Annotated in this window: 10 protein-coding genes; 8 read left to right on the top strand and 2 right to left on the bottom strand. The window is 38.0% G+C overall.

The annotated features are described in order from the left end of the window. Positions 1-29: 29 nt before the first annotated feature. Together ABD985_RS11665 and ABD985_RS11660 are read left to right on the top strand one after the other, a co-directional pair. Positions 30-1,940: an arginine--tRNA ligase gene (locus tag ABD985_RS11665; RefSeq protein WP_345371912.1), complete on the top strand. Its 1,911-nt coding sequence runs from the start codon at positions 30-32 to the stop codon at positions 1,938-1,940. A gap of 156 nt (positions 1,941-2,096) precedes the next feature. Next, on the top strand, positions 2,097-2,573 hold the full coding sequence (locus tag ABD985_RS11660) for a CHRD domain-containing protein (RefSeq protein ID WP_345371910.1): 477 nt from the start codon (positions 2,097-2,099) through the stop codon (positions 2,571-2,573). A gap of 124 nt (positions 2,574-2,697) precedes the next feature. On the opposite strand, the gene ABD985_RS11655 is transcribed toward ABD985_RS11660, so the two are convergent. Beyond that, positions 2,698-3,138 (bottom strand): DUF3347 domain-containing protein, encoded by a 441-nt coding sequence (locus ABD985_RS11655; protein WP_345371908.1) that lies wholly within the window; start codon positions 3,136-3,138, stop codon positions 2,698-2,700. Positions 3,139-3,420: 282 nt separating this feature from the next. Between ABD985_RS11655 and ABD985_RS11650 the strand changes: the two genes are divergently transcribed. The 4 genes from ABD985_RS11650 (at position 3,421) to ABD985_RS11635 (ending at position 8,086) form a co-directional block, all read left to right on the top strand. Then, on the top strand, positions 3,421-4,698 hold the full coding sequence (locus ABD985_RS11650) for a T9SS type B sorting domain-containing protein (RefSeq protein WP_345371906.1): 1,278 nt from the start codon (positions 3,421-3,423) through the stop codon (positions 4,696-4,698). 17 nt (positions 4,699-4,715) lie between these two features. Continuing rightward, positions 4,716-5,696, top strand: a complete 981-nt coding sequence (locus ABD985_RS11645; protein ID WP_345371904.1) for a PorP/SprF family type IX secretion system membrane protein — start codon at positions 4,716-4,718, stop codon at positions 5,694-5,696. A 107-nt stretch (positions 5,697-5,803) separates the two neighbouring features. Then, on the top strand, positions 5,804-5,992 hold the full coding sequence (locus ABD985_RS11640) for a hypothetical protein (protein ID WP_345371902.1): 189 nt from the start codon (positions 5,804-5,806) through the stop codon (positions 5,990-5,992). Between the two features lie 450 nt (positions 5,993-6,442). Continuing rightward, positions 6,443-8,086 (top strand): AMP-binding protein, encoded by a 1,644-nt coding sequence (locus tag ABD985_RS11635; RefSeq protein ID WP_345371900.1) that lies wholly within the window; start codon positions 6,443-6,445, stop codon positions 8,084-8,086. Between the two features lie 350 nt (positions 8,087-8,436). Here the strand turns inward: ABD985_RS11635 and ABD985_RS11630 are convergent, their stop codons facing one another. After that, positions 8,437-9,537: a Kelch repeat-containing protein gene (locus ABD985_RS11630; RefSeq protein ID WP_345371898.1), complete on the bottom strand. Its 1,101-nt coding sequence runs from the start codon at positions 9,535-9,537 to the stop codon at positions 8,437-8,439. 233 nt (positions 9,538-9,770) lie between these two features. Here ABD985_RS11630 and ABD985_RS11625 point away from each other — a divergent pair, with 233 nt between their 5' ends. Next, complete coding sequence (locus tag ABD985_RS11625; RefSeq protein ID WP_345371896.1) at positions 9,771-10,457, top strand: DUF6962 family protein; 687 nt, start codon at positions 9,771-9,773, stop codon at positions 10,455-10,457. A 167-nt stretch (positions 10,458-10,624) separates the two neighbouring features. Further along, positions 10,625-12,067 carry an LptF/LptG family permease gene (locus tag ABD985_RS11620; RefSeq protein ID WP_345371894.1) on the top strand — a complete coding sequence of 481 codons (1,443 nt, stop codon included), beginning with the start codon at positions 10,625-10,627 and terminating at the stop codon, positions 12,065-12,067. Positions 12,068-12,578: the final 511 nt, after the last annotated feature.

Here is a 12,578-nt window from a genome sequence, read left to right as displayed (position 1 = left end):
TACATCAATACGAAATCGAACAAGATTCAATGGATTTAGAGAAGAAGATTGTCCAAGGAATTACAGAGGCGTTTAAAAAGGTATACGAGGCTGATGTAGCGGAATCCGATATTGCACTGCAACCGACAAAGAAAGATTTTGACGGAGACCTAACATTTGTGGTTTTCCCTTTCTTGAGGGTTTCAAAGGCAAAGCCAGAAGCTACGGCTGAAGCTTTAGGGGTTTATCTGAAAGAGCATGTAGATGCTATCGCAGACTTTAACGTAGTGAAAGGTTTTTTGAACCTGGTGATCGATAATGGGGTATGGGTTGATACGTTGAAGAGTATTGTTGAGGATAAGCAGTATGGTGCATTGACTCGAAGAGATGAGCGAGTGATGGTAGAATACTCTTCTCCCAATACCAATAAACCATTGCACTTAGGCCACTTGAGAAATAACTTCCTGGGACACTCTGTTTCAAGAATCTTGGACGCCGCAGGATATGATGTAACCAAGGTAAATCTGGTGAATGACCGAGGGATTCATATTTGTAAATCTATGTTGGCTTACCAGTTGTTCGGCAATGGAGAGCAACCTTCTGCGTCTTTGAAAGGAGATCACTTGGTAGGTAAGTATTATGTAGAGTTTGATAAGGCATATAAGGCACAGATTGAGGAGTTAGCAAAAGAGAAGCAAGCAGGTTATACTTCCCTAGAAGGTGTTGAGGATCTAGCTGACCTAAAGAAGTCTATCGAGAAGAAAGGAAAGAAAGAGGAGCTGACAGATCTTGAAAAAGAACAAATCAATGCATTGAAAGAGGTCTTCACTTATGCAGAAAAGCAAGCGCCAATCTTACTTCAGGCACAAGATATGCTTCGTAAGTGGGAAGCAGGAGATGAGGAGACTATTGCGCTTTGGTCAAAGATGAATGGCTGGGTATACGAAGGGTTTGATCAGTCTTACCGTCTGATGGGTGTAGAGTTTGATCATATGTATCGTGAGTCAGAGACTTATTTGTTAGGTAAGGATATCGTTGAAGAAGGGCTAGAGAAAGGAGTTTTCTTTAAGAAAGAGGATAATTCTGTATGGGTAGACCTTAGTGAAGATGGCCTGGATGAGAAGTTGGTATTGAGAGGAGATGGTACAGCAGTGTATATGACACAGGATATGGGTACTGCAGACCTTAAATATAAGGACTTCAACATGGAGAAGTCGATTTATGTGGTAGGAAATGAGCAGGATTACCACTTCAAGGTGTTGAAACTGATCATGCAGAAGCTAGGTAGATCTTATGCAGATGGTATTTATCATTTATCTTATGGTATGGTGGACTTGCCATCAGGTAAGATGAAATCCAGAGAGGGTACGGTAGTCGATGCGGATGATTTGATCAATGAGATGATCGAAACAGCAGAGGAAAGAACCAAAGAAGCAGGTAAGATTGATAATTTTACGGAGGATGAAGCAAAAGCATTGTACCGTATATTGGCGTTGGGTGCGCTGAAGTATTATCTGTTGAAAGTAGATCCTCGCAAGCGTATGTTGTTTAACCCTAAAGAGTCTATTGATTTCCAAGGAGACACAGGGGTTTATATTCAGTACAACCACGCCAAAATTCAGGCATTGTTGAGAAGAGCTGAAAAGGATGGTATTGATTTCTCTACGGAGAAATTTGCAGGCTTGAAGGAGTTGAGTGAGCATGAGGCGAATCTTGTAGCAGCCTTGGCAAAGCTAGGGGATAAAATCAGTGAGTCAGCAGAGGATTATGCACCATCTGTGATTGCTAATTTTGTGTACGATGTATCCAGACTATATAGCAAGGTGTATGCAGAGATGCCAATCTTTAATGAAGAGGATGAAGCGAAGAGAGCGTTTAGAATCGCATTGTCTCAGCAAACTGCTAGAGCAATTAAGATCGGTATGAACTTGATTGGCGTAGAAGTGCCAGATAGAATGTAGTCGTATCGTTAATGATATTATTTCTGAAAAAGGGGAGCTATAATGCTCCCCTTTTTTTGTCCTTTTTATAGCAAAGCTGGTATTCTAAAGGGATGGTAAACTCTCATAGGTATAATCTTGTTCCAAGGATAATTGTGACCTAAAAAACCTGTACTGATGAACCGAGTGAAAAATGTATACTATACCTGTTTGCTCTATTGCTTGAGTTGTTTACTGATAGGATGTCAGGAAGAGACTAATGATGAACCTTTTGTCGTACAACAATGGGATATCCCGCTAACAACTGATGCATCTGTCCCTTCCGTTTCTAACCGACTGGAGTATGGACAGTTTCTGGCAACCTTATACTCTGATAATACCTTTCATTATGAATTGATAGTCGAAAAGCTGCAACAGGGAGATCGCTTGATTATGTCTCATATGCATCAGGGAGAATCCGGAGAGATTGGTCCTATCTTTTTACCATTGGTGGATAAAGCCATATTATCGAATGAGTTTGATGCCTATGATACCGCTAGAGGGGTACTGACACTTACGTCAGATGAGGTTGATCGGATTAATCGGGGAGGGTTGTATATCAATATTCGTTCAGAGGAAGTAGAGACGGGTTTGCTCAGAGGGGCTATACCGTAGAGACTTAATATTTGAATCAGAATTATCAAAGAGACTATCGTATGGGTTAGTTGAGGGAGAAAGGAGAAGTTTAATTATTTTCCTTCATCCTTCATCCTTCATCCAATAGATAGTCTCTACTTTTTTATTCTATTACTTCCTTTACACTTCCACAATGCAGCATCTTATCCCCAAAGTAGGGATTCAGTATTTTTTCTTCATCGCTAAGCCAATAGGCTCCTTTATTACTAAAGGCCATAGGACAAAACTGTCGATAGATTGTGCCGGAGCTGAGACCTTTTTCTACAGCTAGATGGTAGACATGCTCAGAGACCATTTCAAAAGCTTCTCTTTGTTTTTCTATAGAGGTGGCAGCAACTAATAGTGCGGTTGACTTGGCAATCTCTTGATTATCTCCAGCAGTAGCAATCAATTTTTGAGCGGCTTTTTTGGCTTTTTCCTGTTCCGACTCTACTAAGGCATTCTTAATATCAAAATAGGCTTGTAGAATTTCCTTCCCGTTTTCTGTATCAATGGCAGAAGCGGTAATTGGGTCCTCAATAATCACTTGTTGTGAGGGTTGCATGTTTTCCTGGTGTGGATCTTTATTTTTATTCTGCTTTTTATCTCCATTACAAGAAAATAGGAGGAGAGAGAACAGTGCTAAAAATAGAGATTGCTTTTTAAGGAGTTTCTTTATAAACATAATGAGATGAATAGTAAATGATGTGAGAAATGTTCAGTAATGACACCTAAAATACTACATAGGTTTGAAATACCCTTATTTCCTTCAAGAATACAAGTGAAGCCTTCATAAATTATCCCTGATAATTAAAATGATTATAAGGTTAAAATTTACCATAAAGGTATGAGACAATATCCTAATATTCTGGATAAGCTTTTTATCTGCTTGTTGCTTTTTGTTTTTGCTTGGGGAGGGTATTTCTATTTTATGGAGAGAGAAAGTACTGTAACTATAGAAGGAGGGCTTTCAAGAAACCCTGCGCATATTACTGAGCAGGTAAGGTGGAATACAGGAATTAGTCAGAACAATAGTGACACCTTGGATGCTGTAGATGATTATGAGTATTTATTGGAAGACCAGGCACTTTTTCTAAAAGTGCTCAACAATGATCATATACCATCTTCCGGTGTAAAGATAGTGGTATTTGCCCCTTATGGTAATAGCCAAAGTGAAGTTGATCTGGATGGGTATTATCGTATGCCTTTAAACTATGTAGGAAATGATACCCTTTATTATGTCTTGGAGGATGCTTCAGGTTATAGAGATACGGCATTCGTGTATATAGAGATATCACCGATCGATGATGTGGTGATTGCCTATGATGATGAGATGCTTATACAAGAGGAGGGAGAAGGTAGACTTAATGTCATCATAAATGATGAACTGGGAGATGGGTACTCTCATGCCCAGTTAGATAAAATGCCTAAGTATGCTGATAGTGTTTATCTGGATACAGAAGGAGTTCTTTATTACAGGGGACAGAAGGATTATTTTGGATGGGACACCTTAAGCTATATAGTTTATGATATTAATCAGGATTATAGTATAGCAACAGTGATCATCCATATTGAAGGGGTGAATGATACCTTGCAAGCTAATCGAGATACGATCACCATTTATTCATTAGAACCAAGCACTTTAGACATATTGGAAAATGATTTATTGGGGGATGGTTCATTAAACATTCATATCCTTATTCCTCCTGAAAGAGGAGAACTTATGTTAGACTCTATCAAGAGGGTGCTCACCTTTAGGCCTTATGAGGGGTTTTTAGATGATACGTTTACCTATCAGATTCAAGATGTAGATAGGGATATCTCTCAAGCTGAGGTGCAATTAATATCGGCGATTACCCCTGACGCTGAAGATGTGATCAATAGTTACTTGACTCCCAATAATGATGGGCATAATGATTACCTACGACTCGCTACGTTTAGTACTTCTCATCAATATACCTTGACAATCTTTAATCATAGAGGGCAAGAGATTTATTATGATCCCAATTATCAGAATAACTGGAGGGGGGAGGTGAAGGGAAGTGTGCTCCCTGATGGGGTGTATTTCTATCTACTCAAAAGTAGTCAAACGACTTACAAAGGGAGTTTCTATTTGAAAAAATGACTTAGACTATTGACCTTATGAAAAAACTATTGATCATCCTGTTGCTACTACTTCCAGGGTATGGACGTACACAAGAACTGAGAGATACTTTTTTTTACACTTCTAACTTGTATATTCTTAATGATGCAGCTATTGAGGAACAACATTCCTTGAATGGGATCATGTATTCTTCTTTAACACAGATGAACACACAAGGGATTCCGGCCTATCAGTTGGGAAGCGCAGTGCGTAGGAACTGGGAAAATATGGGAGTAGGAGTAAGGGTAAACTATCGAAGGCAAGGGTTGATTTCTACTACAAAACTAAATCTTTCTTATGCCTATGAATTTGCATTTAATGAAGAGACTTATTGTGCTTTTGGCTTGTCTGTGGGCATGGTAGACCATAATTGGCAATTAAACCCTGAAGATCTAGGAGAAGCAACTGATTTACAGGATCCCCTGCTGTATGCCAATACAGGGAAAGAACGTTTCTTATTTACCAATTCACTGTCTATGTCCATGATTTGGAGAGGCTTGATGCTAGGAGGTAGTTTCCCTGATCTATACGCCTTGGCCACAGAAGATCTTTCGGGACAGAATTATTATACCGTAGCCAATGCTTATGCAACATACTTGTTGCCAATCGCAAGAGAGTTTACTTTACAACCTATATTGGCTGCCGAGTGGCACAAATTGGCAGCTCCTACATATGATATTTCTTTAAAAGGAATGTATAGCAAGGTGTTTTGGTTGTCTACGGGATGGAGATGGGATAATAATTGGATGGTTTCTTCAGGGATTGCTTTGGGTGATTTTGAGGTAGGGTATGCTTTTTTGAAAAGTGTGGGGGACTTTGGTAGTTTTGATCAGCAACAACATGAATTGAGCATTGTTTTTCGAATGGACAGAAGCTTTCGGTCAGCAGATAAACTAATGAATAGGCCGGGCTTTAAAAGCAGGGCAGCTAAACAAAAATGGAGAACCAAGCAGTTAGAAAAAGTCAATCTGATTAAGTAATATGGAAGCTTGAAGTAATCTCTAATAACTTTTAACTTTATAATTCGTATAATTGATTATAATTAATGTTAGTGTCAATATACAATTACAAAATTAACAAGAATAAGATGAAGCTTTTACTATACCGTTTAATTACCATTGTTATAGGGGCCTTTTTACTGTATTGGGCTGTAAAGCTAACTTTTGGAATGGCAGTTGGAGTACTCAAGTTTGCTGTATTTGCAGGATTATTCGTTGGAGGGACTTATCTTCTTAAAGAAGGGATAAGGAAACTGAACTCCAATAATCGCCCTTAAGGCTTGATATGAAGTTCGTACTTTACATGAAATAATATCTATATTTTAGAATAAGCCTCATGTTACTGATTTTGAATGTCAGTGATATGAGGTTTTTTTTATCCTTCCCATCCTTTTTCTAGTCGAGAGAAGGTCCTTTTGTCTGTTGCTGAATATACTACTTATAGTAGAAGAATTTGTTTTTATACCTTAATGGGTAATATTGAAAAGATCTATTAGAAAAAAATAATACAAAATTCTACATAGGTGTATTTATTACTGTGTTTGTTTGCTTGTGCGGAATAATGCGTATGCAATACATTTAATTAGTAAATAAATATTCATTCACTTATTTAGATAGCGAATTATTCTGTAAGTGAACGGGGGATGTTACATGTTTCAAAGCATTTTGTAATTTTTTATTTTTGCCGGCTATATTTAAAGAAATATGTAGGAAACACAGACTAACTTATGAAGCATTTAGTGAATTTGATAGAGGGCTCTATCCGTAATAACTGGGATATAGAAGCATTACAGGATTATGGAGGAGAGAGTTATGCATATAAAGATGTCGCAGAACAAGCCATCAAATTTCATCAGATTTTCGAAAATCTGGGGATCAAAAAAGGAGATAAGGTAGCACTGTTGGGGAAAAACTCTGCCAACTGGGCAATGGCTTATATCCTAACGGTAACTTATGGAGCGGTGATTGTACCTGTTTTGCCTGACTTTAAACCGGGAGATGCTCATCATATCATCAATCACTCAGATGCAAAAATACTATTTGCGGATAAAGTTATTTATGACAAGTTGGAGTTTGACAAGATGTTTAATCTTGAGGTAGTGTTTACCTTGAAGGATTTTAACGTTTTGGATCAGAGAGTAAAGGACTTTGATGCTAAGTGGTCAGCTGCGGCACAGGCGCTGGAACCTATAATGAACAGAGGAATTACTCCTGATGATTTTAAAGTAAAGGAAGTACAAGCCAATGACCTGACAGTGATTAGTTATACTTCAGGAACTACAGGTTTCTCTAAGGGGGTAATGTTGTCTCAGGAAAGCTTAACGAACAATGTGTTGTATGCTCAGAAGCACATGCCTTTAAATCCGGGTGACAAAATTGTATCTTTTTTACCTTTAGCTCATGCCTATGGATGTGCCTTTGAGTTCTTATTCCCATTCACTTACGGGTGTCACATTACCTTCTTGACACGTACCCCTTCTCCTCAGATTATTATGAGAGCGTTTGCAGAGGTACGTCCTGCTTTGATTTTGGCTGTTCCATTGGTCATTGAGAAGATTTATAAAAATAAGATTCTTCCTACATTGAAGAAGCCTATGATTCAGGCACTTTCTAACATTCCTGGTGTCCGCAGCTTGATTTATGGAAAGATTCGTAAGCAAGTATATGAAGCTTTTGGTGGAAACTTTAAAGAGTTGATCATTGGAGGTGCCGCATTTAATCCAGATGTAGAACGTTTCTTCAAAACAATCAATTTCCCTTTCACTGTAGGATACGGAATGACTGAGTGTGGACCATTGGTTTCTTATGCCTCTTGGGATACTATACCAATGGGTTCTTGTGGAAAGCCGGTAGATGCATTACATGTGAGAATCGATTCGGAAGACCCTTACAATGAAGTGGGGGAAATTATGATTAAAGGCTCCCATGTGATGGATGGGTATTATAAAAACCCTGAAGCAACAGCCGCTGTACTGGAGAATGATGGTTGGTTGCACTCTGGAGATTTGGGAATCATGGATGAAAACGGTTATGTCTATATTAAAGGGCGTAGCAAAAGTATGATCCTAGGTCCGTCAGGACAAAATATTTATCCAGAGGAGCTGGAAGCAAAGTTGAACAACTTACAGTATATTCAGGAGTCTTTAATTGTGGAAAGAGGAAATCGTCTTACAGCCTTGATTTATCCTGACTATGAGTATATTGATAGAAGAGGTTGGGATCAATCACAGATTGAAAAACATTTGACACAGGACATCAAGCATATTAATGCTGAAGTTCCTAATTATATGCAGATGGCAAAGTGGGAAATATGGGCAGAGGAGTTTGAGAAAACACCAAAGAAAAGTATTAAGCGCTTTATGTATAAATAGAGTAAAAAATGAGTCATCCCATATTAACATTAAAGGGTGACTCATATTTTTTGTTTAAAAAGTGCCTTTATATATCTAAAAATGGCCTTGAAGAATTGCCGTTAAAATTTTTAATCGCAAAAGCGTTAAGAAAATTCCATTGTTTGAGCGTAGCGAGTTTAATACGCCATGTAATGGTTTTAGCTTTTGCGATTAAAAATTAGGCAAATTCTTCAAAGCCTTGATTTTTTTGCTTCGTTTTTTCATCAAGGAAAAAATGAAGAAGCTCATAAAGGGCTTGTGGAATAGCTATAAAGTGATGAATTTTCAGAAGACTAAGCCATTTGTTAATATAGGATGGTTCATGTTTTTTATTCACTATAAAAACATTCCATGGTTTGTAATTCAGGCTCACCTCCTCGATTACCGCTTCCTGAAGCGACATATAGGGTGTCCCTCCAATTAATTACTCCCGAGCTATGGCGCCCTTCTTTTAACTTAGGGAGACTTCTCCATTCATTGGTTAGAGGATTGAGGGCTTCCACTTCATTAAAGGCTTCTGCCTGGCTGTTATCTTCCCCTCCAACGATAAGGATTTCGTCTTTATAGACCACTCCCATAGTGCCGGCCCTTTTGGTTGGGATACCTTTATCTAAAGAACTCCATTTCTTAGAAGTAAAATCATAAACATCAACCTCTTTGATCGTGTTTTTAAATACTCCTGTTGCTGCTTTGGATAATCGTCCTCCAATAAGATAAAGTTTATTGTCATAGTGAATGGCTTGGAAGTGGTCTCTTGCTCTTGGCGCATCCGCTAGTTTTTTCCATTCTTTTGTTTCCAGGTCATATACATCAAACCACTTCTTGTGATCGTCTGTGTGACCATTCTTAATGCCACAAATAAGATATACTTGCTTGCCAATCAGAACACAGCCCGCGCTTCCTCTTAGTCGGTTGTCAGGTATTTTACCTTCTGTACTCCATTTGTTTGTCGATGGGGTATAGACATAGATATCAGCAATAGGCTTTTCTTTAGGATAGCCTCCAGTAAAGGCGCCAAAGATGTATATCTTATTGTTGTAAACAATAGGTTGAAAATGATGTATTTCAATGGGGGGAGTCGCCCCTTTACTCCATATGTTTTTTACTGGATCATAAATACTGATGTTTTTCTTGCCTCTTCCCCCCAATAAGTAAAACTTACCTTCTACTTCAACAAAGGCTGCTTCATGTCGTTCTATGGGTAAGGTAGAGTCAGCAGCTTGTACAAAGTTCCATTGGTTGGCTTCTTTTAATGGAGTGGAGGAGTCTCCTGAGATGGTTGAGTCATTATAGGTGCTGTCATTCCAGATCAATAGACTGTCCGGTAAGTCGACAGGAGAGATGATTTGATTACCGTCATCATCATTACAGGCTGTCACTATACACAGACAGCCCAGAACAGAAATAAATAATAGCTGGTAGATTTTCATGATAGTTGAATGAGTCAATCAATGATTATGATAGCGTCAAAGGAAGACTGCTGTTTTGATAATAAGCTTGTAACAAAATAAAACATTAAGATTTATTTTTTAATGAGTTTTAACAGCTTACTTTTAGTGTACAACATAAAATAGTAATTACAAGACTTCTTATTTAACCAATTAAAGAAGTTTAGGGAAATAGTGATTAAAATCAATACTAACTTTTTTAACAACACATCATCATGGAACTAAGCACTTTGCAAACGTCGCTTACAACTGCCGCTACAGACCTTTTATTGGGAGTAGTAGCGTTGTTTTTTTCGTATTTTTTATATCAACAATCGAATGTGGGAAGAGGTAGAATCTGGGGGACTGCTTTTTTACTCTTGGCCCTGGGAGCAATTGTAGGGGGAGTAAAGACGGGATTGGTATTGGATGATACAACGGTTAAGGTTTTGCAGCAACCTTTTTTCTTTTCGTTATCGATAACAGTGTCCTTATTTGTATTAGGGGTATTGTGGGATTTTCAGGGGGGATATCTCAAGGAGTGGCAAGATAGAGGATTGCTGGCGATAGGAGGAGCATTTTACTTGATTACTGTATTATTCTCGGGTGTATTTTTGTTGTTTTTGGCTTATGCTGCCACGGCTATGCTTTTTGCAGGTGTGGTCTATTTTATGTTGTATTTGAGAAAAGAGGTAAAGGGAGCGTTATGGGTTAGTGTAGGGATAGCATTAACATTGGTTGCTTTTGGAGTACAAGCAAGTAAGGCAATTTCCTTTCACTTGATTTGGGACTTCGATCATAATGGAGTATTTCACCTCATACAATTGCTTGCCGTAACACTTTTGTATATTGGTGTTCAAAAAGGAATGCGCCTGGAGAAAGAGTGTGTGGTTAGAGAAATGAAATTGCCTTCAGAAGTATAAATCAAGGCGAAATAACGGCCGTTAAGAAATACTAAAAACAGGAACCGGTAATGAAACGTACTTGTTTCCTACCGCATATTTACGTTCATTTGATAGATTATTGAGGTGTATTTCTCAATGATTTTTTTGAAGATTTACGTGTTGACAAGATAAATAGTTATAAACCAATGATAAAGAAGCTGGATAAACTCCTCTTAAAGGCTTTTTTTGGACCTTTTACGCTTACCTTTTTTATTGTTCTTTTCATTTTTCACTCTCAGTTTATGATTAATAAACTGAAATATTTAGTGGGAAAGGATTTAGGGCTTGATGTCTATGGGGAGCTATATTTTTATTTTGCACTTTCCTTGGTGCCTGTATCACTACCTTTGGCGGTATTGTTAGCATCTTTGATGACCTTTGGGAACCTGGGGCAACATTCTGAGATCACTGCGATCAAGGCGTCTGGAATTAGTATGTTGAGAGTGTTGAGACCAGTTGCAGTAGTGACTATCTTGGTGGTAATTGCTGGCTTGATTTACAATGATACTGTGGTGCCTTGGTCCAATTTGAAAGGTTATCGTTTGCTTTATGATGTAAGACAGAAAAAGCCTGCCTTGGAGCTAACAGAAGGAGCTTTCTATGAAGGATTGGAGGGATATAGTATCAAGGTGCAGAAAAAATTAGCAGACGATCGCTCTTTGGAAGATGTAATTATTTATAAGCATAAAGGGAATAAGGGGAATAAAGAAGTGGTATTGGCAAAGTCCGGTACGATGGAGTCTGTGATGAACGACACCTATTTGCTGATGCGCCTTTTTAATGGAAAGGCTTATAGTGAGCAAAAAAATAATAATCAGGGAGATGATTTGCAGTTTGTGGTCAATCAGTTTGATACTGCTCAATTCTTCTTTAGCCTGGAATCTTTTGGGATGAAAGAGACTAAAGAGGACCTTTTCAAGGGGCATAACCTGATGAAACCTAGAATGCAACTGCAGCATGAGCAGGACTCTGTAGCAGGGGCGATGCAAGAATATAATACGATGTTGGTAAGAAATTTTGAAAGCCAGTTCTATTATAATAATGCTTTAAATACAGGGAAATATAAGCCTTTAGAAGAAGTAGGACTAGAGCCTATCACATTAAAAGGACGTTACTTTGATCCTGAAAAGCTTTCCACGAAAGTAAGGATCCTGTCTAGTGCCTATAACAGTGCCATGAGTTTTTCTAACATTGTGAATTCCAATGTTTCTCGAATGAATAATCAGATGAGACAGCAAGCTCGTTATCAGGTGGATATAAATAAACGTTTTACTTCTTCCATCGCGATCTTGGTGATGTTCCTGATCGGGGCACCTTTGGGAGCAATTATTAAGAAAGGTGGATTAGGGGTACCAGTGATTGTTTCTATTCTGTTTTTTGTGATCTATTATGTCACAACCATTACAGGAGAGAAAATGGCTAAGGAGCTGTTGATTGATCCAATGATTGGATCTTGGGTCTCCAATTTCTTCCTCGCGATTATAGGGATTTTCTTCCTCTATCAGGCAAAGAATGACGTAAGGTTATTTGATGCAGATTACTATTCAGTACTCTTCAAGAGGTTCTTTAGTAAAGAGGATAAAAAATAAATGCTAGCACAGCAGGCACTTGAAAGTGTAATGCAATCTGAAACTACAAAACATGAATCACCCCATATTAACACTTAAGGGGTGATTCATGTTTTTTTGTTTAAAAAGTGCCTTTATATATTTAAAAATGGCCTTGAAGAATTGCCGTTAAAATTTTTAATCGTAAAAGCGTTAATAAAATTCCATTGTTTGAGCGTAGCGAGTTTGGAATTTTTAGCTTTTGCGATTAAAAATTAGGCAAATTCTTCAAAGCCTTGATTTTTTTGCTTCGTTTTTTCATCAAGGAAAAAATGAAGAAGTTTATAAAGGGCTTGTGAGATAGCTGTAAAGTGATGAATTCTCAGAAAACTAAGGTGTCTGTTAACATGGGATGACTAATTTTTTTGTAATCTTCTACTTCAATCTATAAATTTCTAACTATATCAATAATCAACTCAAAGAGTAAAGCTTAACTCGCCGAAGGTGAAACTTCTAGTTTTAAGAAGCTGAGCCAAGAGATAAAATTCAACTT

It is taken from the genome of Algivirga pacifica (assembly GCF_039543525.1).
In the GTDB taxonomy this organism is placed as follows: Bacteria; Bacteroidota; Bacteroidia; order Cytophagales; family Flammeovirgaceae; genus Algivirga; species Algivirga pacifica.
The sequence above is the reverse complement of the archived record's forward strand: the minus strand, read 5'-3'. Positions and strand labels throughout refer to the sequence as shown.